19 protein-coding genes are annotated in these 24176 nt (G+C 72.7%); 10 read left to right on the forward strand and 9 right to left on the reverse strand.

All coding sequences use genetic code 11. The annotated features are described in order from the left end of the window. Nucleotides 1-21: 21 nt before the first annotated feature. Nucleotides 22-2943 carry an FAD-binding and (Fe-S)-binding domain-containing protein gene (locus tag ACGFZW_RS21335; protein ID WP_393894733.1) on the reverse strand — a complete coding sequence of 974 codons (2922 nt, stop codon included), beginning with the start codon at nt 2941-2943 and terminating at the stop codon, nt 22-24. A 268-nt stretch (nt 2944-3211) separates the two neighbouring features. Here ACGFZW_RS21335 and ACGFZW_RS21340 point away from each other — a divergent pair, with 268 nt between their 5' ends. The 3 genes from ACGFZW_RS21340 to ACGFZW_RS21350 all read left to right on the forward strand — a co-directional run bounded on the left by ACGFZW_RS21340 (nt 3212) and on the right by ACGFZW_RS21350 (nt 6069). Further along, nucleotides 3212-4261, forward strand: a complete 1050-nt coding sequence (locus ACGFZW_RS21340) for a helix-turn-helix transcriptional regulator (RefSeq protein WP_393894734.1) — start codon at nt 3212-3214, stop codon at nt 4259-4261. An 86-nt stretch (nt 4262-4347) separates the two neighbouring features. Next, entirely contained in the window at nt 4348-5466 is a 1119-nt protein-coding gene (serC, locus tag ACGFZW_RS21345) for a phosphoserine transaminase (protein ID WP_393894735.1), read from the forward strand. Nucleotides 5467-5613: 147 nt separating this feature from the next. Further along, complete coding sequence (locus ACGFZW_RS21350) at nt 5614-6069, forward strand: PPOX class F420-dependent oxidoreductase (RefSeq protein ID WP_393894736.1); 456 nt, start codon at nt 5614-5616, stop codon at nt 6067-6069. Nucleotides 6070-6097: 28 nt separating this feature from the next. On the opposite strand, the gene ACGFZW_RS21355 is transcribed toward ACGFZW_RS21350, so the two are convergent. Continuing rightward, nucleotides 6098-7096 carry a hypothetical protein gene (locus ACGFZW_RS21355; RefSeq protein WP_393894737.1) on the reverse strand — a complete coding sequence of 333 codons (999 nt, stop codon included), beginning with the start codon at nt 7094-7096 and terminating at the stop codon, nt 6098-6100. 91 nt (nt 7097-7187) lie between these two features. Between ACGFZW_RS21355 and ACGFZW_RS21360 the strand changes: the two genes are divergently transcribed. Both ACGFZW_RS21360 and ACGFZW_RS21365 read left to right on the forward strand, forming a co-directional pair. Next, the gene (locus ACGFZW_RS21360) at nt 7188-7913 is read left to right on the forward strand and encodes a GDSL-type esterase/lipase family protein (RefSeq protein ID WP_393894738.1); all 726 of its coding nucleotides are present in this window, start codon (nt 7188-7190) and stop codon (nt 7911-7913) included. Nucleotides 7914-8005: 92 nt separating this feature from the next. Then, complete coding sequence (locus ACGFZW_RS21365; protein WP_393894739.1) at nt 8006-9004, forward strand: aldo/keto reductase; 999 nt, start codon at nt 8006-8008, stop codon at nt 9002-9004. Between the two features lie 180 nt (nt 9005-9184). Here the strand turns inward: ACGFZW_RS21365 and thpR are convergent, their stop codons facing one another. From thpR to ACGFZW_RS21385, 4 genes are all read right to left on the reverse strand, one after another. After that, nucleotides 9185-9751, reverse strand: coding sequence for an RNA 2',3'-cyclic phosphodiesterase (gene thpR, locus ACGFZW_RS21370; protein WP_393894740.1), 567 nt, complete (start codon nt 9749-9751; stop codon nt 9185-9187). Nucleotides 9752-9853: 102 nt separating this feature from the next. Next, nucleotides 9854-10420 (reverse strand): GNAT family N-acetyltransferase, encoded by a 567-nt coding sequence (locus tag ACGFZW_RS21375; protein WP_393894741.1) that lies wholly within the window; start codon nt 10418-10420, stop codon nt 9854-9856. Between the two features lie 189 nt (nt 10421-10609). After that, on the reverse strand, nt 10610-12034 hold the full coding sequence (locus tag ACGFZW_RS21380; protein WP_393894742.1) for an MFS transporter: 1425 nt from the start codon (nt 12032-12034) through the stop codon (nt 10610-10612). A 29-nt stretch (nt 12035-12063) separates the two neighbouring features. Continuing rightward, nucleotides 12064-12501, reverse strand: a complete 438-nt coding sequence (locus ACGFZW_RS21385; protein WP_393894743.1) for a MarR family winged helix-turn-helix transcriptional regulator — start codon at nt 12499-12501, stop codon at nt 12064-12066. A 130-nt stretch (nt 12502-12631) separates the two neighbouring features. Between ACGFZW_RS21385 and ACGFZW_RS21390 the strand changes: the two genes are divergently transcribed. After that, on the forward strand, nt 12632-12868 hold the full coding sequence (locus tag ACGFZW_RS21390; RefSeq protein WP_393894744.1) for a hypothetical protein: 237 nt from the start codon (nt 12632-12634) through the stop codon (nt 12866-12868). Here ACGFZW_RS21390 and ACGFZW_RS21395 read toward each other — a convergent pair. Next, nucleotides 12861-14330 carry an NCS2 family permease gene (locus ACGFZW_RS21395; protein WP_393894745.1) on the reverse strand — a complete coding sequence of 490 codons (1470 nt, stop codon included), beginning with the start codon at nt 14328-14330 and terminating at the stop codon, nt 12861-12863. The genes ACGFZW_RS21390 and ACGFZW_RS21395 overlap by 8 nt on opposite strands. A 251-nt stretch (nt 14331-14581) precedes the next feature. On the opposite strand from ACGFZW_RS21395, the gene ACGFZW_RS21400 reads away from it, so the two are divergent. The 3 genes from ACGFZW_RS21400 to ACGFZW_RS21410 all read left to right on the forward strand — a co-directional run bounded on the left by ACGFZW_RS21400 (nt 14582) and on the right by ACGFZW_RS21410 (nt 17652). Continuing rightward, nucleotides 14582-14842, forward strand: a complete 261-nt coding sequence (locus tag ACGFZW_RS21400; RefSeq protein ID WP_393894746.1) for a DUF2530 domain-containing protein — start codon at nt 14582-14584, stop codon at nt 14840-14842. Between the two features lie 95 nt (nt 14843-14937). Beyond that, nucleotides 14938-17391 carry an HAD-IC family P-type ATPase gene (locus tag ACGFZW_RS21405; RefSeq protein WP_393894747.1) on the forward strand — a complete coding sequence of 818 codons (2454 nt, stop codon included), beginning with the start codon at nt 14938-14940 and terminating at the stop codon, nt 17389-17391. Between the two features lie 75 nt (nt 17392-17466). Further along, the gene (locus tag ACGFZW_RS21410) at nt 17467-17652 is read left to right on the forward strand and encodes a hypothetical protein (protein ID WP_393894748.1); all 186 of its coding nucleotides are present in this window, start codon (nt 17467-17469) and stop codon (nt 17650-17652) included. A gap of 113 nt (nt 17653-17765) precedes the next feature. Here ACGFZW_RS21410 and ACGFZW_RS21415 read toward each other — a convergent pair whose 3' ends face one another. Then, nucleotides 17766-21032, reverse strand: a complete 3267-nt coding sequence (locus ACGFZW_RS21415) for a sacsin N-terminal ATP-binding-like domain-containing protein (protein WP_393894909.1) — start codon at nt 21030-21032, stop codon at nt 17766-17768. Nucleotides 21033-21437: 405 nt separating this feature from the next. Further along, a complete protein-coding gene (locus ACGFZW_RS21420) occupies nt 21438-22355 on the reverse strand; it encodes a DUF3027 domain-containing protein (RefSeq protein WP_393894749.1) in 918 nt (305 codons plus the stop codon). Between the two features lie 409 nt (nt 22356-22764). On the opposite strand from ACGFZW_RS21420, the gene ACGFZW_RS21425 reads away from it, so the two are divergent. Further along, nucleotides 22765-24150 (forward strand): MFS transporter, encoded by a 1386-nt coding sequence (locus ACGFZW_RS21425; protein WP_393894750.1) that lies wholly within the window; start codon nt 22765-22767, stop codon nt 24148-24150. The last annotated feature ends 26 nt before the right edge of the window (nt 24151-24176 follow it).

Below are 24176 nucleotides of genomic sequence, written 5' to 3' on the forward strand. Positions count from 1 at the left end.
GGCCGGTGGCGGCGATCGGCCTCACCCGCTCGCCGTCCCGCTTTCCTCCCTCAGCGCCTGGGCGAGCACCTCGGCCAGATGGCGACCGGGGCGTCCGGCGAGCTGGTCGAGCTGGGTGCGGCAGGAGAAGCCGTCCGCGAGGACCTCGGCGTCGGCGGCGGACTCCCGTACGGCGGGCAGCAGTCGGTCCTCCGCGCAGGCGACGGAGACGTCGTAGTGCCCGGACTCGAATCCGAAGTTGCCGGCAAGACCACAGCAGCCGCCGCTCAACTCCCCTGTCAGACCGGCGCGTTCGCGCAGTCGTCGCTCCGCCGCATCGCCGAGGACGGCGTGCTGGTGGCAGTGCGTCTGGCCGACCACGGGACGGTCGAGTCGCGGCGGCTCCCAGTCGGGGGCCAGCTCCTCCAGGGCCTGCGCGAAGGTCCGCACGGACGCGGCGATCCCGGCGGCCCGCGGATCGTCCGACAGCAGCTCGGGCAGGTCCGTGCGCAGCGCCGCCGCGCAGCTCGGTTCGAGGACGACCAGCGGACGGCCGTCCCGCAGCAGCGGGTCCAGCGCCTCGACGGTCCGCCGCATGACGGCTCGCGCCTGGTCGAGCTGGCCGGTCGAGACGTAGGTCAGCCCGCAGCACAGCGGGCGGTGTCGGCGCGGCCGGGGCGCGCGGCCGGCCGGATGGTTGGGCAGGGTGGGCGGCAGCAGGGGCCGCAGACCGGCGGCCTCCAGGACCTCCACGGCGGCCCGGCCGACCTCCGGAGAGAGGAAGTTGGTGAAGGTATCGGCCCACAGGACGACCGTGCGGGCGGCCTCGGCGGCCGGGACGTCCGCTGCCTTCCTCCGGCGCCACCACCACCGGGTGAACGGCTCGGTCGCCAGCCGCGGGATCGGACGCTCGGCGGCGATTCCCGCGAGCCGTTTGCCCACGGCGGCGAGCGGGCTGCGGGCGAGGACGTTGAGCAGCGGCGCGGCCGGCGCCGCCGCCCGCAGCCACTGCGGCAGCCGCCCCATCGCGTAATGCGCGGCGGGCCGCAGGCGGCCCTCGTAGTGGTGGTGCAGGAACTCCGCCTTGTAGGTGGCCATGTCCACACCGACCGGGCAGTCGCTGCGGCACCCCTTGCAGGACAGGCACAGGTCGAGGGCGTCGCGCACCTCCTCCGACCGCCAGCCGTCGGTCACCACCTCGCCGGCGAGCATCTCGTGCAGCAGCCGGGCCCGGCCGCGGGTGGAGTGCGCCTCTTCCCCGGTGGCCCGGAAGGACGGGCACATCACGTCGGACGAGCCCGCGTTGGCGGTGAGCTGGCGGCACTTGGCGACGCCCACACAGCGCCGCACCGCCGCGGAGAAGTCCCCGTCGTCGTGCGGATAGCCGAACTCCACCGGCACCGGCCGCTTCGGCAGCACCTCGAAGCGGAGGTTGTCGTCCAGGCGGTCGGGGCGTACGAGCATGCCGGGGTTGAGTCCTGCAGCCGGGTCCCACAGGTCCTTGAAGCGGTTGAACAGCCCGACCAGCTCCGGCCCGTACATCTTGGGCAGCAACTCGGCGCGAGCCTGTCCGTCGCCGTGCTCGCCGGACAGCGAACCTCCGTGTGCCACCACCAGATCGCCCAGGTCGTAGGAGAATTCACGGAAGGTGCGGATGCCGGGCGCGGTCAGCAGATCGAAGTCGATCCGGACGTGGATGCAGCCGTCCCCGAAGTGGCCGTAGGGCGTGCCGCGCAGGCCGTGCTGGGCCAGCAGAGCGCGGAATTCGCGCAGATAGGGGCCGAGTCGGGCGGGCGGCACGGCGCAGTCCTCCCAGCCGGGCCACGCCTCGCTCCCGTCGGGCATCCGCGTCGCGGTCCCCGACGCGTCCTCGCGCACCCGCCACAGAGCCCGCTGCCCGGCCGGGTCGGAGACGACTGCGTGGTCGGTGAGGCCGTCGGCCGCCGCCCGGCACAGCGCCTCGGCCGCGGCCGTCGCCTCGGCGCGGCTCGCGCCGCCCGTCTCCACGAACAGCCAGGCGCCGCCCTTCGGCAGCCCGTCGGCGTTGCCGACCAGGTCGGCGGCCATCCCCTCGACGGTCAGCGGGCCGTGCGGCAGCAGGGTGTGCGCGGCCTCCGCCGCCGCGCTCTCGTCCGGGTAGCCGAGCACCGCGAGCGCCCGCGCCGCCGGGGTCCGTACCAGCCGCACGGTGGCCTCGGTGAGCACGCCGAGGGTGCCCTCGCTGCCGGTGAGGGCGCGTGCCAGGTCGGTGTCCGCCTCCGGCAGCAGGGCGTCAAGCGCATAGCCCGAGATCCGGCGCGGCAGCTCGGGGTAGCCGGTGCGCAGCAGCGCCAGCTCCCCGTCCACCAAGGACTTCACCCCGTCCCGCAGCCGCGGCGGCAGACCGGTGGGCGCGCCGTCCGCGTCGGTGCCGCGCCCGGCCCGCACCCGCTCCCCGCCGTACGTCAGCAGCTCCAGCTCGTGCACGCTGTCGGCGGTGGTTCCCCAGGCCACCGAGTGCGAGCCGCAGGAGTTGTTGCCGATCATGCCGCCGAGGGTGCAGCGACTGTGCGTGGACGGGTCCGGGCCGAACGTCAGGCCGTGCGGTGCGGCCGCGGCCCGCAGGTCGTCCAGGATCACGCCGGGCTGGACGACGGCCGTCCGGGCGTCCGCGTCCAGGGACACGATCCGCCGCATGTGCCGCGTGAAGTCCAGGACGACTCCGACTCCGGTGGCCTGGCCCGCGATGCTCGTCCCCGCGCCGCGCGCGACCACGGGCACGCCGTGGTCGCGGCACACCCGCAGCGCCGCCGCGACGTCCTCGGCGTCCCGTGGCGCGACGACCCCGCGGGGCACCCGCCGGTAGTTGGAAGCGTCCATCGTCATCAGCGCCCGGTCGGCCGTGGTGAAGGAGACCTCCCCTCGTACCGCGGCCGCCAACTCCTTCTCCAGTTCCCGCTTCTCGTTCTCCGTACGATCAGCCATGCCTCCAGCCTGCCCACTCGGCCCGGTTCATGGCGCCTCGGCATGCCCGCCTCCGGCGACGGATGTGGGCGAGGGGGCGGCAGCGGCGTCCTCGGCGGGCCCGGCGGCGGCGAGCGGGTGAAAGCGGAAGAGGCCGGCCGGGTCGTGGGCGGCCTTGAGCGCGGCCGGCCTGCGGTGCAGGTCGTCGCCGCGCGCTGCGGGCGACCTCCGCCGCGTCGGGCCGTTGGCCGCGCTAACCTGACAGCTGCCGTCATATATAAAAGCGGGCGTGAAGTCCGACCGCCTCCTGTCGCTCCTGCTGCTCCTCCAGACCCGCGGCACGGTCCCCGCCTCGGAGCTCGCCGAGCGGCTGGAGGTCTCCACCCGCACCGTCTACCGCGACGTCGAGTCCCTCTCGGCAGCCGGTGTCCCGGTCTACGCCGAGCGCGGCCGGCACGGCGGAATCGCTCTGCTGCCGGGATTCCGCACCGACGTGACGGGCCTGACCGCCGACGAGTCCCGCGCGCTGTTCGTACTGGCCGCCCAGGGCGCGCACACCGCCCTCGGCCTCGACGACGCCCTCGGCTCTGCGCTGCGCAAGGTGATGGCGGCGCTGCCGGCCCCGCACCGCCCGGCCGCGGAGCTCACCAGCCGGCGCATCCTCGTCGACCCCGACCGCTGGATGGCCCGGCCCACCCACCCCACCGTGGACGTCGACGAGCTGAACACCGCGGTCTTCACCGACCGCCGGCTGCGTCTGCGCTACCGCCACAGCGGCGCGACGACGCCGCGGACGTACACCGTCGACCCGTACGGCCTGGTGGCCAAGGCCGGCATCTGGTACCTCGTCGCCGACCGGCGTGGCAGACCACGTCTCCTGCGCACCGACCGGATCCTCGCCGCCACCGTCACCGATGCCCCGGTCCGCCGCCGGCCCGGCGTGGAACTCGCGGATGTGTGGGGGCTGCTGCGGCGGCAGGTGGAGGAGCGCTCGGTGCCGGTGCGGGTGACCGCCCGGATCCGGCGCGAGCGGCTGGACCTCGCCGTCCGCATCCTCGGCACGGCACTGACCGGACCGCCACGAACGGGTGACACCGCGGAGGGGGCGACGGGCGGCACCGGGACCGCCGGAGAAGCAGCCGACGACACCTGGGTCACCGTCGAGCTGGCGTACCCGGTGCTGCGCGCCGTCCGCCAGCTGCTGCAGTTCGGCGACTCGCTGGAGGTGCTCGACCCGCCCGAGGCCCGGCAGGTCCTGGCCCACGCCGCGGCCGAGGTCACCGCTCTGTACGCCGCGCACGACGCGAGCCCGGTGCCCGGCGTGGCGCCGGAGGACTGAGCCGCCGTCTCACCAGGAGACCAGTCGCCATCTCATCCGGTGGACGCGCCGCCAAGGCCCCGGGCACGACGGATTAGGCTTCCTCTGTGGCTGATATCCAGATCCCCGCTGACATCAAGCCCGCCGACGGACGCTTCGGCGCGGGCCCCTCCAAGGTGCGTACGGAGGCGCTCGGCGCCCTCGCCGCCACCGGAACCTCCCTTCTCGGTACGTCCCACCGCCAGGCCCCGGTCAAGAACCTCGTGGGCAAGGTGCGCGACGGTGTACGCGACCTCTTCCAGCTCCCCGAGGGCTACGAGGTCGTGCTCGGCAACGGCGGCTCGACCGCGTTCTGGGACATCGCGACCCACGGTCTGATCGAGCGCAAGTCCCAGCACCTCTCCTTCGGTGAGTTCTCCTCCAAGTTCGCCAAGGCCGCCAAGCTCGCGCCCTGGCTGGAGGAGCCCACCGTCATCTCCGCCGACCCGGGCTCGCACCCCTCGCCGGCCGCGGAGCAGGGCGTGGACGTCTACGCCTACACCCACAACGAGACCTCCACCGGTGTCGCGGCCCCGATCAAGCGCGTCGAGGGCGCGGACGAGGGCTCCCTGGTCCTGGTCGACGCGACCTCCGGCGCCGGCGGTCTCCCGGTGGACATCACCGAGACCGACGTCTACTACTTCGCCCCGCAGAAGTCCTTCGCCTCCGACGGCGGCCTGTGGCTGGCGGCGTTCTCCCCGGCCGCCCTGGAGCGTGCCCGCAGCATCCACGCGTCCGGCCGCCACGTCCCGGAGTTCTTCTCGCTCCCCACGGCGATCGACAACTCGCTGAAGAACCAGACGTACAACACCCCGGCGCTGTCCACCCTCTTCCTGCTCAACGAGCAGCTGGAGTGGATCAACGGCCAGGGCGGCCTGGACTGGGCGGTCCGCCGCACCGCCGCCTCCGCGCAGAACCTCTACGGGTGGGCCGAGGACTCCAAGCACGCCACCCCGTTCGTCACCGACGCCGCCAAGCGCTCGCAGGTCATCGGCACGATCGACTTCACCGACGAGATCGACGCGGCGGCGGTCGCCAAGGCCCTGCGGGCCAACGGCATCGTCGACACCGAGCCCTACCGCAAGCTCGGCCGCAACCAGCTGCGCGTCGCGATGTTCCCGGCGATCGACCCGGCGGACGTCCAGGCCCTGACGGCCTGCATCGACTACGTCATCGAGAAGCTCTAGCGCTCAGCTCGACCAGCGCGTCCCCGTGCCCCCGGCGTTCCCGCGCCGGGGGCACGGCGTTTTCGCGGCCCGCCTCACCACGGGCATCCACCCCAACGGCCGTACCAGCGCATGACGAACCGGCCCGTCTGTGCCTGTATGGAGGGCATGACGACTCCTGCGGAGCCCGGCCTCTCGCCCTTCGTACGCCAGGCGGTCGTGCGGCTCACCACGTACAAGCGGGACGGGACGGGCGTCGGCACCGCCGTCAGCATCGCCGTGGACGGTGACCACGCCTATGTCCGCACCTACAGCAGCTCGGGCAAAGCCAAGCGGCTGCGCAACTTCCCGGAGGCGGAGTTCTGCGCCGCCACCTGGCGCGGTCGTCCCATCGGCCCCACCCAACCCGCCCGCCTGCGCCTGCTCGACCCCGCCTCCCGGGAGTACCGCCGCGCCGAGCGTGCGCTGACCCGCAAGTACCCGCTTCTGCACGGCCTCGTGGTGCCGCTGACCCACCGCCTGAAGAAGGAGCGGACGCTGCACTACGAGCTGCGGCTGATCGAGAGCGAGGCGGCCGGCGGCCCGGCGGCGAGCCGGGGTGACAGCACGGACGTCGCCTCCTGACGGCTGCCGCCCCTTGGCGGCCGGTGGCCTATCGGCGTCGCCGAAGCAGCCTGCGGAGCGCGACGACCAGCACCGTCGCCGCCACGAAGACCAGGGCGCCCTTGCCGAAGCTCGGGTTCAGCTGCGAACCGTTCTCGTCCTGCCCGCCGTCGGCGCCCGATCCGGCGGCCCCGGCCGTCTCCTTGCTCGCCGACTCCGGCAGCTGATCGCCGCTCAGGCCGACCGGCCGGACCTCGCTGCCGCCGCCCTCGGAGCCGTACATCAGCGTCCGGCCGTCCGCGGTGAAGGTGACCGACTCGCCCTGCTGCTGGATCGGCACACCCACACTGCCGATGTCCTTGGGGCGGCCGTCCTGCCAGCGGTAGATCCGGGCCCCGAAGTAACTGCGCATCACCAGCCGGGTGCCGTCGGGCGAGAAGGCCCCGTCGGTCACCCACAGATCGATCGGCGCCACCTTGCGGAAGGTGTTGGTGCCGGACGTGGTGAGATGCGCAGGGCCCTCGTAGAGCGCGCCCCCGCCGCCCTCCTTCTTGCTGGCGAGGTAGACGCGGCCGGTCTTCGGATGCACCATCAGCGCCTCGGCGTCCCGGGGCCCGTCGGCGTATTTCACGGTGAACTGCGCCGCGGTGACCGTGGCGCTGCGCAGCTGCTTCGGCTCGGGGAAGCGGTAGATCCAGACGTGGTTCCAGGAGCCGCCGAGGTTGTCCCCGACGTCCCCGACGTAGACGTTGCCGTCCGCGCCGACCGAGATGGCCTCCACGTCCCGCGGGTCGCCGACCCCGCGCAACGTGATGGTGGCGAGCGTCTTGCCGGACGCGCCGTCGACGGCGTAGACGAACGGCCCGTCGTCACTGTCGTTGTGGGTCCAGTAGACGCCCGGGTGCACGCGGCTGGCGGCCAGCCCGCTGGACTCGGTGATCCTGGGATCGGTGAGGGTGAAGCCGTCGGACTCGTCGGCCGCGGCCGGCGCTACCGCCGCACACAGCACGATCCCCGCGGCACCGGCCGCGCACAGAAGCGAACGCATGGGCACAGACTGCCATCCGCGGCGACACGGCGCGTACGGCGTGTCCAGCGTCACGTACCAGGCAGTAGGGATTGTCGGCCATCATGGCCGGATGAGGATCATGTTCGTCGGTGACTCGATGACGGTCGGGCACACCGGCGATTTCACCTGGCGCTACCGCATGTGGCAGCACCTGAACGCGAGTTTCGGCGGCCCCTACCGCATCGTCGGACCGCGCTGCGCGCTCCATGACACCCTCCGCGACGCTCCCACCTCGCACGACTACGGCGATCCCGGCTTCCCCGAACCCGCCCGCCGTCATCTCGCCGGCTGGGGCGAGGGCTGGCTGCACATGGCGCCGCTGATCGGTGACGCCGTCCGCCACCACGGCGCCGACACGCTGCTGGTCTCGCTCGGCCTGATAGACCTCGGCTTCTACACGAACGCCGAGCAGACCGCCGAGAATGTGCGGCGGTTCGTGGCGGAGGCCCGCGAGGCCGCCCCGCACATCCGGGCGGTACTGATGCCCGTGATACCGAATGTGCGGGCGGTGACCGACGGCCCGTTCGGCGCGGAGTGCGTGCGCTTCAACGAGCTGCTGGGCAAGGCCGTTGCCGACCTCTCGACACCCGCCTCCCCGCTGCTGCTGGCCTCCGAGCCGGCCGGTTGGGAGATCCCGCGCGCCACGTACGACGGGACGCACCCCTCGCCCGAGGGCGAGCACCTCCTGGCGGGCGCGTTCGCCGATGCGATGCACCAGGCGTGGGGAGTGGGAGCACCGTACGAGGCTCAAGGGGTCCACAGGGCACGCGAGGTACACGAGGTACCCGCCGGCTGAGCGGGGCGACCGGGGCCCGACACCGCTTTCCGCCCACGACGCGCCCTGCGGCCCTTGATTCGAGCGCACTCGAAGGCGTTGGCTGAGCAGCTATGGAGTACACGCAGCTCGGACGCACCGGACTCAAGGTCAGTCGACTCGTCCTCGGGACGATGAACTTCGGGCCTCAGACCGACGAGGCCGCAAGCCACACCATCATGGACGCCGCACTCGGCGCCGGCGTCAACTTCTTCGACACCGCCAACGTCTACGGATGGGGCGCGAACAAGGGCCGTACGGAGGAGATCGTCGGCTCGTGGTTCGCCAAGGGCGGCGGCAGGCGCGACAAGACCGTGCTGGCCACCAAGGTCTACGGCAACATGGCGACCGACGGCGAGCCGGTCTGGCCCAACCACGACAAGCTCTCCGCCCTCAACATCCGGCGCGCGGTCGACGCCAGCCTCAAGCGCCTGGGCACCAACCACATCGACCTCTACCAGTTCCACCACGTCGACCGGGACACGCCCTGGGACGAGATCTGGCAGGCCATGGACGTCCTGGTCCAGCAGGGCAAGATCCTCTACGTCGGCTCGTCCAACCACGCCGGCTGGCACATCGCCCGCGCCAACGAGACGGCCGCGCGCCGCGGTTCGCTCGGCCTGGTCAGCGAGCAGTGCCTCTACAACCTCGCCGAACGGCGCGCCGAGATGGAGGTCATCCCGGCCGCCGAGGGCTACGGCATGGGCGTCATCCCGTGGTCGCCACTGCACGGCGGACTGCTCGGCGGAGCCATCCGCAAGGAGCGGGAGGGCGGCTCGGCACGGTCGGCGTCCGGGCGCTCCGCGGACGCGCTGGCCAATTCCGCGATCCGGGCGCAGATCCAGTCCTACGAGGACCTGCTCGACAAGCACGGGCTGGAGCCGGGAGAGGTCGCGCTGGCCTGGCTGCTCACCCGCCCCGGGGTGACGGGGCCGATCGTGGGCCCGCGCACCACCGACCAGCTCGCCTCCGCGCTGCGCGCCGTCGAGCTGACCCTGCCGGACGATCTCCTCGCGTCCCTCGACGAGATCTTCCCCGGCCCCGGCCCCTCGCCTGAGTCCTTCGCCTGGTGAGTGACGCGCGCCCGGCGGCCCGGTGATGCCCGGCCGCCGGGTGCCGGCCGGGCTCGGCGGTCAGCGGAAGGCGGCCGCCACGATCACGACGACGAGCAGCACGGCGAAAAGACCGGACATGATCCGGTTACGGGTTTTGGGGTCCACCCCTTGAGCGTAACGGGGCGGGATCCGAACGCTTCAGCGACCCAGGGGCCAGGAGGCCACCGTCTCGTACCGGGGCTGCTTGCCCGCGACGCCGTCGACGGGCGGATGGCTGCGCACCAGGGCCAGCTCCCCGACGGTCCACGGCGTGCCCACGAAGCCGTCCAGGGCGCCCACGAACGGGGTGATGTCCAGGTCGTCGGTGCGGTTCCTGGCGAGCGTGAGGTGGGGGTGGTAGGCGCGGTGCTCGGCCATCGGCACCCCCGCGCGCCGCGCCCCGGCCGCCGCCGAGTCCGCCAGCTTCTGCATGACCGCCCGGTCACCCTCGGCCCCCGCCCACAGCACCCGGTCGGAGAAGCGTCCCCCGCCGGAGATCCGCAGCTCGTACGGTGCGTTGCGCCGCGCGGCCCGCGCCAGCCGCTCGTGCAGCTCGGGGAGCAGCTCCTCCGCCACCTCGCCGTAGAAGGCGAGGGTGAAGTGCCACCCTTCCCGTCCGGTCCAGCGCAGTCGGCCCGCCCCCGGGAGGGACTTCAACTTCTGTACCTCGTCGGCCAGTTCGTCGGCGGCGGAGGCGGGCGGCAGGACGGCGGCGAAGAGTCTCATGCGGCACAGTCTCACTCGTCGGGCGGCCGTCGCGCCCGGATTTCCGGGCGCCGGGGGGAGCGCGGCGACCCCACCCGCGCCCGTCGCCCGCACCCGCACGTCTCACCCCGGCAGCGGGATCTCGTAGTGCACGGTCCCGAATCCCGCCCCGTGCTCGCCGGTTTCCCGCGCGTCGCAGACCTCCTTGGCGAGACTGTCCCAGAAGGCGCGCGCGCCGGGGATGTCGACGTTGGTGTGCAGATAGACCGTGCGGTACCCGCCCTCGGCGGCGGCGAACTCACAGGCCCGCTCGACCATGGCGCGGGCGAGGCCATGCCGCCGGTGCCCGGGGGCGACATAGACACGTACGAGTTGAGCGGTGCTCCCGGAGGGGTAGCGCTCGGCGATCCACCGTGGGTGCGGCGGATGCGCGGGGCCGCGCGACAGCAGCCCGGCGGTCCCCACCACCTCGTCGCCCGCGACGGCGACGATCAGGCGGTGGCGCGGGTGGTCGAGATAGACCCCTTGGACGTCGATGACATCGGAGTGCCAGGCAGGCACGTATCCGTAGGAGAACTCGCGGTAGAAGGTGTCCAGCATGACCCGGCGCGCCCCGTCGCAGTCCTGCGGCAGAGCGGCCCGGATGGTGTACGGGCCGGCGCTTTGCGGCTCGCGTCGTCGGTCGTGCACAGCGGTCCCTGATGGTGTGGCGACTGGGACCGCCACACTAGCGGTTATTGACAATGACTTCCATTTCCAGAAGTCCTCCAGCGCGTCCTCCCCCTCCACGCGCCGCCTCCCAGAACCGCCCCAGGACAGCTCTGCGCCCCGCCGGCACGGCCGACGGGGCGCAATTCGGCGGTCGCGGCCGCGGGGAACTCAGGCCGCCGCCGTGAGGTGCTGCTCCGAGGACGACGAGGCCGTCCGGGGCACGAACGCCACGTGCTGGTGCCCGCGGCGCAGGTCTATCTTCAGCCGCAGCCCGCCCAGCCGGGCGAGGATCAGGCCGATCAGCGCCGCGGCCAGCGCCGAGATCACGCCGCCCGCCAGGAAGCCGATCCTGGCGCCCCAGGCGTCCGTGATCCAGCCGACCAGGGGCGCGCCGAGCGGTGTGCCGCCCATGAAGACCATCATGAACAGGCTCATCACCCGGCCCCGCATCAGCGGGTCGGTGGCCATCTGCACACTGGAATTCGCGGTGACGTTGATCGTCAGGCCGACCATGCCGATCGGGGCGAGCAGCGCCGCGAACATCCAGAACGACGGCGCGAGCGCGGCCGTCATCTCCAGGGCACCGAATACCAGCGCCGCGCCGACCAGCAGCCGCAGCCGGGAGGACGCACGGCGGGCCGCGAGCAGCGCGCCGATCAGGGATCCGGCCGCCATGAGGCCGTTGAACAGCGCGTAGGTGCCGGCGCCCTCATGGAAGACCTTGTACGTGAAGGCCGTCAGCCAGATCGGGAAGTTGAAGCCGAAGGTGCCGATGAAGCCGACCAGCACGATCGGCCATATCAGCTCGGGACGCCCCGACACATAGCGCAGGCCCTCGCGCAACTGCCCCTTGCTGCGCGGGACCCGCTCGACCTTGTGGAGTTCCGCGGTACGCATCATCAGCAGCCCGGCGAGCGGCGCGATGAACGACAGGCCGTTGAAAAGGAAGGCCCAGCCGCTGCCGAAGGCCGTGATCAGCACACCGGCGACGGCGGGCCCGATGAGCCGGGCGGACTGGAAGTTGGCGGAGTTGAGGCTGACGGCGTTGCGCAGGTCGTCCGGCCCGACCATCTCGACGACGAACGCCTGCCGGGAGGGGTTGTCGAGGACCGTGACCAGGCCGAGGACGAAGGCCACCAGGTAGACGTGCCAGACCTGCACATGGCCGCTGAGGGTGAGCACGGCGAGGGCGAGGCCGGTGAGACCCATGGCGGACTGGGTGATCAGCAGCAGCGTCCGCTTGGAGAAGCGGTCCGCGATGACGCCGCCGTAGAGCCCGAAGAGCAGCATCGGCAGGAACTGGAGCGCGGTGGTGATGCCGACGGCGGCGGAGGAGCCGGTCAGGCTGAGCACCAGCCAGTCCTGGGCGATGCGCTGCATCCACGTACCGGTGTTGGACACCACCTGGCCGGTGGCGAAAAGCCGGTAGTTCCGGATGCGAAGTGAACTGAACATGCCCCTGCGCGGCGGGGCGGCGGGGCCGGCGGCGGCACCCGGGGCGGTGCCCGGAGTGGTCGCGGTCGCGTCGCCGGAAACCGTGTCGTGGTGGGAGTTCGGTGCGGGGGCGGAGTCTGCTCCGGATCCCGTACTCAAAGTGGGTTCGCCTCCTCGGCGTGGGGTCCTTACAACTGTGCGAGTTTCTCCAGCACGGGCGCGGCGGCCCGGATCTTCGCCCACTCGTCATCGCCCAGCCCGGAGGCCAGCTCGGCGAGCCAGGCGTTGCGCTTGCGGCGGCTCTCCTCGAGCATCGCCTCGGCCTGTTCGGTCTGCGTGACGACCTTCTGCCGGCGGTCGTCGGGGTGGGGCTCCAGCCGGACCAGTCCCTTGGCCTCCAGCATGGCCACGATGCGCGTCATCGACGGCGGCTGCACATGCTCCTTGCGGGCCAGCTCGCCGGGCGTGGCGTGGCCGCACCGGGCGAGGGTGCCGAGCACCGACATCTCGGTGGGGCTCAGCGACTCGTCGACCCGCTGGTGCTTGAGTCGGCGGGACAGGCGCATCACGGCGGACCGCAGCGCGTTCACGGCGGCAGCGTCGTCGCCGCTGGACAGTTCCGGCATGTTCGTTAGCATAACTCATTACCCTTTCTAAGGAAAGTCGCGGGACGAGACCTCCCCTGGATCACCCATTCGGGTGAGGGTGCAGCCGAAAGCGACACGCCCGACCGGATCGCGCGGGGACGGTATTCATATGGGATCGAGAGTGCTCAGCCTGCGCGTCGACGGGGAGCTGCTGGAGCGCATCAAGCAGCACGCCGCAAAACGCGGAATGAGCGTCCAGGACTATGTGGTCCGGACGCTCATTCGCGATGACTTCGACGAACGCTTTCAGACGTCGGTCGACGAGACGGAGCGGCTGGGCGGCTGGGGGGCCGCCCCCGGCCCTGCACCGCACACGGCGCCGCCGCTCGGGACGCGGGTCACCTGACCCCGAGCAGCTGCTCGATCGGGTTCAGCAGGAAGTAGACGAGGAAGCACAGCCCGACGGCGTTCAGCAGCCACGGGATCTCCTTGAAGCGCCCGGTCGCCGTCCGCAGCAGGATGAAGGCGAGGACGCCCATGCCGATGCCGTTGGTGATGCTGTAGGTGAACGGCATCGAGACCATCGTCAGGAACGCCGGGATGCCGACGGTGAAGTCACCCCAGTCGATCTCCTTGACGTTCGAGGCCATGATCAGGAAACCGACGACGATCAGTGCGGGCGTCGCGGCCTGCGAGGGCACGACGGTCGCCAGTGGCGTGAAGACCAGCGCCAGCAGGAAGAGACCGCCGGTCATCACGTTCGCCAGGCCCGTGCGGGCACCCTCGCCGACGCCCGCCGTGGACTCCACGAAGCAGGTGTTGGCGGAGGCCGAGCAGGCGCCGCCGGCCGCGACCGCGATGCCGTCGACCATCAGGATCCGGCCCATGCCCGGCAGGTTGCCGTTCTCGTCGGTCAGTCCGGCCTCCTCGCCGACGCCGATGATCGTGCCCATCGCGTCGAAGAAGCCGGAGAGCAGAACGGTGAAGACGAACAGGCAGCCGGTGAGGAGCCCGACGTCCTTGAAGCCGCCGAAGAGGCTGATCTCGCCGATCAGACCGAAGTCCGGTGCGCCGACGATGCTGTCCGGGACGTTCGGGACCGCCAGGCCCCACTCCGCGTCCGGAATGGTGGCGATGGAATTGATGACGATCGCCACGACGGCCATGGTGACCATGCCGATGAGGATCGCGCCCTTGGTCTTCCGCACGACCAGCATGAACATCAGCACCAGGCCGACGACGAAGACCAGCACCGGCCAGCCCGTGAGCTGACCCCCCTGGCCGAGACCCATCGGCACGGTCGTCTGCGCGGCGTCCGGGTTACGGGTGACGAAGCCCGCGTCGACCAGACCGATCAGCGAGATGAACAGGCCGATGCCGATCGCGATGGCCCGGCGGAGCCCGTTCGGGATCGCGTCCATCACCCGCTGCCGCAGACCCGAGGCGACCAGGACCATCAGCACCAGACCGGCGAGCACGACCATGCCCATCGCGTCCGGCCAGCTCATCTTGGGGGCGAGCTGCAGCGAGACGACGGCGTTGATGCCCAGGCCGGCGGCGATGGCGATCGGGACGTTGCCGAGGACACCCATCAGGACCGTGCTCAGACCGGCCATCAGCGCGGTCGCGGTGACCAGCTGGGCGTTGTCCAGCTGGTGGCCGAACTTGTCGTGGCCGGCGCCGAGAATGATCGGGTTCAGCACGATGATGTAAGCCATCGCGAAGAACGTCGCGAGCCCGCCACGCAGCTCGCGGGAGACCGTCGACCCCCGCTCGGAGATCTTGAAGAAGCGGTCGAAGCCGTTCTTGGGGGGCTTGGGGCCGGGGTCGTGAAGAGCGTCGACCGGCGTGGTGGCCGAGGGCGGCATGCGGGGACCTCAGTCGGACAGGGCCTGGAGGCGGCACGGGGGCCCGGGGGCCCAGAACATGAACAACCGGATCAGATTGGATGAATCAACGAGCCAAACCAGTCAGATCCAGAAAGGTTCAGTATGAATAAACAATTCCGTGATCGCTATCTCCGCGCGTAGACCCTTGTGCCATATGGCCTCCTCGCGGCCTGCCGCTTTCCGGGCCGCCGCCCGGAACGGCCCTCCGGCCGCCCCGTAAGCTGGGCAGCATGTGGAAGAAGTCCGAACTGCGCGAGGCACCTGCGCCTCTTGAGGGGCCGGTCGTCGGCACGATCACCGGCGGCACGGTCATCTGGTTCGTGCTCTTCCTCGGCCAGCTCCCGTTCTACAGCTGGTACGCCGACCGCGACCTCACCTGGTGGGTGTGGACATGCCTGGCCGGCGGCGCCCTTGGCCTGCTCGGCATCTGGTACGTCCGCCGGCGCGACGCCGCGATCAAGCGCGCGGCGGAAGCCCCGGACGCCACCTGACCCACCCGGACGCCGCGTGATCCGATGCGGCCTCCCCCACCGCCGAACGCCCAGCCGGCGGGTGATTTGCCCCTTGCGCCCGTAACGTCGAGGGCATGACGCAGCGGGCGAGGACCGACGTCGAGGAGCCGGAGCCGGGCGGCAGGTCCGCTCCCGCTCCGGCGCACCGCGGACTGACCGCGGCCGAGGTCGCCGAACGGGTGGCCAGGGGCGAGGTCAACGACGTCCCCGTACGCTCCTCGCGCTCGGCCACCGAGATCGTCCGCTCCAACGTCTTCACCCGGTTCAACGCCATCATCGGCGTCCTCTTCGTGATCATCCTGATCGTCGGGCCGATCCAGGACGGGCTGTTCGGCTTCGTGATCGTCGCCAACACCGGCATCGGCATCGTGCAGGAGCTGCGCGCCAAGAAGACCCTGGACCACCTCGCCGTGATCGGCGAGGCCAGACCGACGGTGCGGCGCGACGGGGTGGCCGCCGACATCCCCACCTCCGAGGTGGTCCTCGGGGACGTGATCGAGCTGGGGCCGGGCGACAAGATCATCGTGGACGGCGAGGTGCTGGAGAGCGACGGCCTGGAGATCGACGAGTCGCTGCTGACCGGCGAGGCCGATCCCGTGTTGAAGAAGCCGGGCGAGCCGGTGATGTCCGGCAGCTTCGTCGTCGCGGGCGGTGGCGCGTTCACCGCGACGAAGGTCGGCCGGCAGGCGTACGCCGCGCAGCTCGCGGAGGAGGCCAGCCGGTTCACGCTGGTCCACTCCGAGCTGCGCACCGGCATCAGCCAGATCCTGAAGTACGTCACCTGGATGATGGTCCCGACCGCGATCGGCCTCATCCTCAGCCACCTCTACACCCTCAACCTGGCGGGCGACGAGGCCGTGCGGCGGATGGTCGCCGGGATCGTGCCGATGATCCCCGAGGGTCTGGTGCTGCTCACCTCCGTCGCCTTCGCCATCGGCGTGATCCGGCTCGGCCGCAAGCAGTGCCTGGTCCAGGAGCTGCCCGCCATCGAGGGCCTGGCCCGGGTGGACGTGGTCTGCCTGGACAAGACCGGCACGCTCACCGAAGGCGGCATGGACGTCAGCGCGCTGCGCCTGCTGGCGCCGGCCACCGGGGAGGGGGCGGCGCGCGGCGCGGACGCCGCGCGGAACGGGCCGGACGAGTCCTACGTCCGGCAGGTGCTCGGCGCCCTCGGCGAGTCCGATCCACGACCCAACGCCTCCCTGCAGGCGATCATCAACACCTACCCCGCGGCCCAGGGGTGGCGCTGCACGGAGTCACTGCCCTTCTCCTCCGCCCGCAAATACAGCGGGGCCTCCTTCAACGACCCGGACGGCGAGAGCAGTACGTGGCTGCTGGGCGCGCCCGATGTGCTGCTGCCCGCCGTCGATCCCGCACTCGGCGAGATCGACGACCTCAACGCCCAGGGCCTGCGGGTGCTGCTGCTGGCCCGCAGCGAGCGTGAGCTGGACGACTCCGCCGTCGCGCAGGACGTGGCGCCGACGGCGCTGGTCGTCCTGGAGCAGCGGCTGCGCCCGGATGCCACGGACACGCTGCGCTACTTCGCGGACCAGGACGTCCAGGCGAAGGTCATCTCCGGTGACAACGCGGTCTCGGTGGGCGCGGTGGCCGCGAAGCTCGCGCTGCCCGGTGCGCAGGAACCGGTGGATTCCCGGAAGCTGCCCGCCGAGAAGGACGCGATGGCTTCGGCGCTGGAGGAGGGTGCGGTGTTCGGCCGCGTCACCCCACGGCAGAAGCGGGACATGGTCGGTGCCCTGCAGGCGCGCGGCCACCATGTCGCGATGACGGGCGACGGTGTCAACGACGTGCTGGCGCTGAAGGACGCGGACATCGGTGTGGCGATGGGGTCCGGCTCCGAGGCCACCCGCGCGGTCGCGCAGATCGTGCTGCTCAACAACAGCTTCGCGACGCTGCCGTCGGTGGTCGCCGAGGGCCGCCGGGTGATCGGCAACATCACCCGCGTCGCCACCCTGTTCCTCACCAAGACCGTCTACTCGGTCCTGCTGGCGATCCTGGTGGCCTGCTGGCAGATTCCGTACCCGTATCTGCCGCGGCATCTGACGCTGCTGTCCACCCTGACCATCGGCGTCCCCGCCTTCTTCCTCGCGCTCGCGCCCAACACGGAGCGGGCGCGGCCGCATTTCGTACGGCGGGTGATGCGGTACGCCGTCCCGTCCGGCCTGATCACCGGTGTCGCGGCCTTCGTCACGTATCTGCTGGCCCGCAGCTTCTACAGCGGGCCGGACGCCCTCGCCGCCGAGACCAGTGCGGCGACCCTGACGCTCTTCCTCGCCGCGATGTGGGTGCTGGTGATCATCGCCCGGCCCTACACCTGGTGGCGCATCGGCCTGGTCCTGACAATGGGGGCGTGCTTCCTGGTCGTCCTGATCACACCGTGGTTGCAGCACTTCTTCGATCTGAAGCTGGTGGGGGCGACCATGCCGTGGGCGGCGGTGGGCATCGCGGTCGTGGCGGCGGTGCTGCTGGAGGCCGCCTGGCGGTGGGTGGGGCACCGGGCGCCGGAATGAGGCCGGTTTCGGCGAGGTCACGGATCCGGCCCGGTGATGGCGTCGGGCACCGACCACCCCCTAGGGTCCCTGCCCATGGCATTCCACAGGGGGGACCTCATGCACGAGCTGCTCGCGGGCTCGCACCGTCACTACCACCACTACACCTCGGGCGGCAGCTCCTCCGGGGGCGGCAGCACCGAGTGGTGGGTGTGGCTGGTGCTCGCCCTCTCCGCGATCGTGCTCATCTGGGGCATCGCCAAGAAGTTCAGCTCGGACTGATCCCGTACGGCGGCGCCGGGGACGGCAGCGCCGCCCGGTACACGTGAGCGGCCCCGCCGAACGACGGGGGCCGGCGTCACGTCGGTGAGCGGTGACGGCGCGAGCGCCGTCGCTCAGTCGAACCAGCGCGCCCGCGCCAGCTCGTCGCCCCGGTCGGGGTCCTCCAGCAGCGCCGCCACCTCGAACCGGCGCGGCCACTGCCCCGCTGCCCAGGCCAGCCCGGCCGCGACACCCTCCAGCGTCGCCGCGTGCAGGGTGCCGTCCGGCGCCCACCGCCAGTCCAGCTCGACCGTCGTGGCGCCGTCGTCGACCAGCAGCTCCTCGTGCTCGGTGTACGCCTCCGGGGTGCCGGCGCCGAGCAGCACCCGCACCGCCTCCGGGACCTCGTGCCGGGTGCCCTCGGAGCGCACCTCGGCGCCGACCGCCTCGCTCAGCCGCCGCACCTGGAGCAGCTCGGTCAGCTCGGCGGCCCGCGCGGGCCGCACCGGCAGCAGCGCGTGGCCCGCCGCCAGCGGCATCAGGTCCGGCGCGTCGGCGACCAGCGCGTCCGCCGCGTCCACCACGCGGACCTCGCCGTCCACCACCACCCGCAGCTCGTCCGGCAGCGTCACCTGTTCGGGGTCGAGGTCCGCCAACGCGCTGTAGAGGGAGTGCAGTTGGGTGGGGCCTACCGGCAGCTCGGGGTCGGCGAGCCGGCCGAGCAGCTCCGCCGCGCCGCCCGGCTCCTCCAGGAGCGCGGCCACCGAGGTGCGCACCCCGAGCGCGCGGAGCACCTGCGCATCGACGTCACCGGCGTCCGCAGACTCGTACAGCCCGGCCAGCAGCGGATCGCCGCCGGCCGACCGGAGCCCCGCGGGCCGCCGCCCGTCCAGCACCGGGTGCCCTCGCAGCCACCACGCGGTGTAGGGGCGCACGGACTCCGTGGTGCCGTCCGGCAGCAGCACCCGCACCGGTGCGGTGAGGGCGTCGCGCAGCGGCGGGCGGGAGAGCATCGCGAGGGCCTGCGGCCAGGCGTCGTCGTCGACCAGCTCCAGATCGCGCACGGCGACCAGCTCGGTCACCACCGGCGGCACGGGCGTCTCCGGCAGCCCGTCGAGGATGTCCTCGCACCAGACGTCCACCGCGTCCAGCAGCCCGGCGTCGTCCGGCTCGGCGAAATCGCTGTCCCTGGGTTCCAGTTCGTCCGGGTCGAGCACCACATCGGTGGCCCGTACGAGCGCGAAGCCGGCAAGCACGCCCACCGCGGTCAACGGCTGCTCGCCCCAGCGCTCCGCCAACTCCGCGTCACAGGCGGCGAGTTCGCCTTCCCGAATGACCTGCTCGAAGGCGCTCCCCGGGAACACCAGCTCCCCGGCGGGCGCCGGCTCCCCCTCCTCGTCGGGGAGGGCGAGCGCCGCCAGCCACGGTTCGTCGCCCGGCGAGAGGTTGGCGTCCCGGACCAGGCCGAGCACCGTCTCGGCCAGCGCGTCCGCGCCCAGCGGAGCGCCCGGGCCGTCCTCCATGTCGTCCGCGAAGACGTCGTAGGCGTCCTCGTCGGCGTCCAGCGAGTTCGCCACGGCCGCCCGGACCTGCGGGGTCGTCAGCACGGCACGCGGCGAGGCGGGAGTGGCGCCCAGCTTCTCCAGCAGCGGGTGCACCGCGTCCGGATGCGCGACCTTCAGGCCGAGCCTGGCGAGCGTCCGGTGCCGCGCCGCGGCCTCCTCGTCCGACCCGCCGGCCATCGGCAGCAGCACCTGGCGCGGCCCGATCGTCGTCCGTACGCCGCCCGCCCCGCCGGGCCGCTGCCCGGACGGGCCCGCCAGCGGCACCGGCAGTCCGCTCAGCCGGTCCGGGTCGGTGCCGGCCAGCGCGTCGTAGAGCCGCCACCACCAGCCCGGCGCCCGCTCGACGCCCGCGAGCCGGTCCACCATCTCCCCGAGCGGCACCCGGGCCACGCCCAACGCCCGCAGCTCGGGACGGCGTTCGAGGCCGGCCGGCAGCAGGCTCGGGAACAGCTCGGCCAGCACCCCGACCGTCGCCGCGCCCGCGCCCTCCACCAGCTCCGCGTCCACCGGACGCAGCACGAAGCGCTCCGCGCTCTCCTCGTCCCACTCCTCGGCGGGCGCCTCCGGCTCGTGCTTCTCCGGCGCCGTGTCACCGGGCGCGCCCGCGCTCGGCAGGAAGCGCACCCGTGGCAGCAGTTCGAGCACCTGCCGGCGCAGCTCACCGTCCAGGCCGCCCTTGCCCAGCGGGCCCGGGACCAGATCGAGGGTGCCGACCGAGACCGGCTGCCAGTCACGCAGCAGCGTCGTGTACGTCCCGGCGGCACGCTCCACGAGGAAGTCGGCGAGCGGCCCCGGCGCGACGTGCCGCCGGGTCGGCTCCAGCGGGAAGGACGCGATCAGCAGCGCGGGCAGCCCGAGCGGCTCGTCGGTCGGTGTCGGGGCGTGCACCACCGGTGCGGTACCGGGCCGTGCCGGGGCGCCTTCGGCGTCCACCGGGACCGCCCAGGTCACCGACCACACCGGCCGCAGCCGCTCCTCGACCGGGCGGTCGGCGAGCAGCGCGGGATCCAGCGGACCGCCGTCGCTCGCCACCCGCCAGCGGGTGGCGCCCCGCGCGCTGTCCTCGATGACGACGAGGTCGCCGTCCTGGCGCCGGCGAAGCTCCCGGACGCCTTCCGGGGTCTCGACCACGACGTCGGACAGCCCCGGCAGCGTCAGCAGCAGCGCCGCGTCGATGCCGTCGAGCAGCCGCTCGGCGAGATCCCGCGCGGCACCGTCCCGCAGCGGCAGCACCACCGCGGTGTCGTAGCCCTCGGGCGCGCCGCCCTCGGCGGGCAGCGGCAGCCGCAGCAGCGGCACATGGCCGTCCCGGCGGCGCAGCTCGCCCCCGAGGCCGGGGCTGTGCGCGGCCACCTCCTGCGCCAGCTCGCGGGCCTCGGCCAGGGACCAGCGGACACCGCCGGTGCGGCCCACCAGCGCCGGCTCGTCGCTGACGGACAGGACCGCGGCGAACCCGACGCCGAACCGGCCGACCGCACCGGCCGCGGCGCTCGGCTCACGCTTCGCCGAGGCGCGCAGGGTCGACAGCGACTCGACGCCGGTGGCGTCCAGCGGAGCGCCGGTGTTGGACGCGACGAGCACGGCGGGCTCGATGCCGTCGGACGGGTGCAGGGTCAGCCGCAGCCTGCCCGGTACACCGGCCCGGGCCGCCGCGTCCGCCGCGTTCTGGGCGAGCTCCACCACGAGACGGTCGCGGTAGCCGCCGAGCGCGAGGTCCTCCTCCGCGTTGGCGTCCTCGCGGAACCGGGCCGGCGAAGCGGCCCAGGCGTCCAGCACGCCGCGCCGCAGTCGCGCGGTCCCGAACGGGTCCGCCCCCTCGGCCGCGCCGCGCACCATCGCCGTACCGGTCACTGTCCGTCTCCCTCGACTTGGTCGGTGGCCCGACGGTATCGCCCCACGTTGCCGTGTGCCGCGCCGTGCCGCGCCTGCTGTGCATTTGTCCGCCGTTGCCGGAGGCGGGGGTTTGCGTGGGGCTGCCGCCGCCGGTTCGGACACGGTCGGTGACCGGCCTTCGGCAAGCGCCCGCGACCGCGCCACGGCCTACGACCACCCTCGGCCGCGGTCGTGAGGAACGGCAAGTGTTCCGGGGGCGGCCGGCGATGCCGTCGCGCGCGTGCCCGTCGCCGCACCGGGCGAGGGGATCAGCATCGGGACATGCGCCGCGGCACCCACGTCCCGCTGAAGGCGGTGACCGCGGGGCGGTGCGGGGCGTTCCGTCGCTCCGGGGCCGCGCCCCGGGGGTCAGCTGTGGCCCAGCTCCTCGGCGGGCCCGCCGTCCTCGACCGAGCCGCCGTCCCGCTCCGGGCGCAGCGACAGCGCGTCGACGATGGTCTCGTCGATCACCGGCTCGGCGGGCCGGGGCGGCTTCGGCATGACGGCGGCCTCGGAGTGCCCGCCGCAGCCGTAGGCGAGCGAGACGACCCGGCCGTCCGCCGGGGAGAACTCGTTGGCGCAGACGCCGAACGCCTGCCGCAGGGAGCCGGTGAGCGGGGTGAGGAAGCCGCAGGACACGCAGGAGGCGGGGGCGGCCTGCGCCATGGGCGTCTTCGCGCCGTACGCCTCCTCCCAGCGGTCGGCCGCGACATGCAGGCCGTAGCGGGAGAGCACCCGGGCTCGGCCCATGCCCAGCTCCTGGGCGACGGCCGCGGCGCTGCCCCGCGCGGGGGCCGGCTGGACCGCCGGGGAGCCGGTGGTGACATCGGCGTCCTCGGCCTCGGCGAGATCCTCGACGAGACCGGCGGGTGCCTTGTCGGCGACCACGGAGTTCGGCGGCGGGGCGTCCTCGCCGGAGTAGCCGGGCTCCAGGCGCAGGTCCTCGGCCTCGGTGGGCAGCAGATCGCCCGGACCCATGTCGCCCGGACGCAGCCGCTCGCTCCACGGCACCCACTCGGGTGCCAGCAGCGCGTCGGGGCCGGGCAGCAGCACGGACTCGTCGAGCGTGACGACCTTGGCGCGGGAGGCCCTGGCGACCGTCACCGCCCAGCGCCAGCCCCGGTAGCCGGGCTCCTTGCAGGCGAAGAGATGGGTGACGACCCGGTCTCCGTCGGCGACGGCGTCGATGTGCTCGCCGACCATGCCCGGCAGCGCGGCTTCCTCCGCCGCCGCCCGCGCAAGATCGACCGCCTCGGCGCACAGGCGGTCAGGGGTACGGCTTCGCATCGCAGCACTCACAAGAATCGATTCTCTCTTCCACGCCGTCTCACGAGTGCGCCAGCCGGAGCTGTCCTGTCCTGTCCGGACGACCGGCGGGGCCGGGGCGGGCGGAGCGGACCTGGGGACCGCGTCGACGTCCGCGCCCGATCGTTTCGGTCGAGCGCACCTATTACGAACCATTCTGCGGGATCGCGGTAAGGCGCGCGGCCAAAAACGACCGCCGGTGGCGCGCTACACACGCTACCCCTTCAATCGTGGACGACCCCTCGGCGGGAGCGCCAATTGTCCCCGACGGCCGCCGGGGGCCTTCGCGCCCCGCGCGGCAGACCGGAGAAAGTGCCATCTCCTGGGCGAGTTGGGGCAGTATGGCGTGGTGGCTGCCGCAAGGGCGTCGAAGGTGTCGAAGTCATCACGGGTGTCGCGCGCATCGACCAGGGGCGGAGAAGGCAACCGGGCTCGCCGGGCGGGCCGGGTCGTCGGCCGTGCCCTGCACCGACCGTTCACGGGCGCCGCCCGCGGCATACGGCGTGCCACCCACGCGCACGGCGCGGGCGAGTCGGGTCTGGGCAAACTGATCGAGCTGCACGCGGTGAACGCCGCGGGCGACATGATGATCACCGTCGCGCTGGCCTCGACGGTGTTCTTCTCGGTGCCGACGGACCAGGCGCGGGGCCGGGTGGCGCTGTATCTCGCGGTCACCATGGCGCCGTTCGCGCTGCTCGCCCCGGTCATCGGCCCGCTCCTCGACCGGGTGCCGCACGGCCGCCGGGCGGCGATGGCCGGCTCGATGCTGGCCCGCGCCCTGCTGGCGCTGACGATGGCGGGGGCGGTGGCCGGCGGCGGCCTGGAGCTGTATCCGGCGGCGCTGGGCGTGCTGGTGTCGTCCAAGGCGTACGGCGTGGTCAGGAGCGCGGTCGTGCCACGGCTGCTGCCGCCGCGGATCGCGCTGGTCAAGGCCAACTCCCGGGTGACCCTCGCCGGGCTGCTGGCCACCGGGCTGGCGGCGCCGATCGGCGGCGGGCTGCATCTGATCGGGCCGAGCTGGCCGCTGTACGGCGCCTTCGTGGTGTTCGTGACCGGCACCTTCCTGTCGTTCTCGCTGCCGCACAAGGTCGACTCGGCCAAGGGCGAGGTCCGAGCCCGGATGGCGTCCCGCGACGAGACGGCGGGTTCGGTGCTCTCCAAGCGGCGGCCCGGACTGCGGACGGTCGGCCCCTCGGTGCTGCACGGCCTGCAGGCCAACGCCTGCCTGCGCTCGCTCTCCGGGTTTTTGACGTTCTTCCTGGCCTTCCTGCTGCGCGAGCACCCACTGGGCGGGCTGGGGCCCGCGACCTCGCTCGGCCTGGTCGCGGTCGCCGCAGGCACCGGCAATGCCCTGGGCACCGCGATCGGCGCGTGGCTGAAGGCGCGCGGCCCGGAGCGGCTCATCGCCTCGATGCTGGCGCTCGCCCTGTCCGTGACGATCCTCGCCGCGGTCTTCTACAACGTGGTGGCGATCGTCGTGGTCACCGCGGCAGCGGCCACCGCGGGTCTGTGCCAGGCCCTGTCGAAGCTGTCACTGGACGCGATGATCCAGCGTGACGTGCCCGAGGGGGTGCGTACGTCCGCGTTCGCCCGCTCCGAGACGGCGCTGCAGATGTCGTGGGTGGTCGGCGGCGCCATCGGGATCTCGCTGCCGCTGATCGGCGTCGTGGGCATGTCGGTGGCCTCGGCGCTGGTGGCGACGGGACTGATCGCGGCGGGCAGCGGACTGCTGGGGGCCGCCCGGCGGGGCGGCGGCGCCGGCGCACGCGTGGCCTGAGTCGCGGCACGCCGCACCCGCGCGTG

The sequence above is a fragment of the Streptomyces sp. NPDC048248 genome (genome assembly GCF_043201875.1).
Classification (GTDB): Bacteria; Actinomycetota; Actinomycetes; order Streptomycetales; family Streptomycetaceae; genus Streptomyces.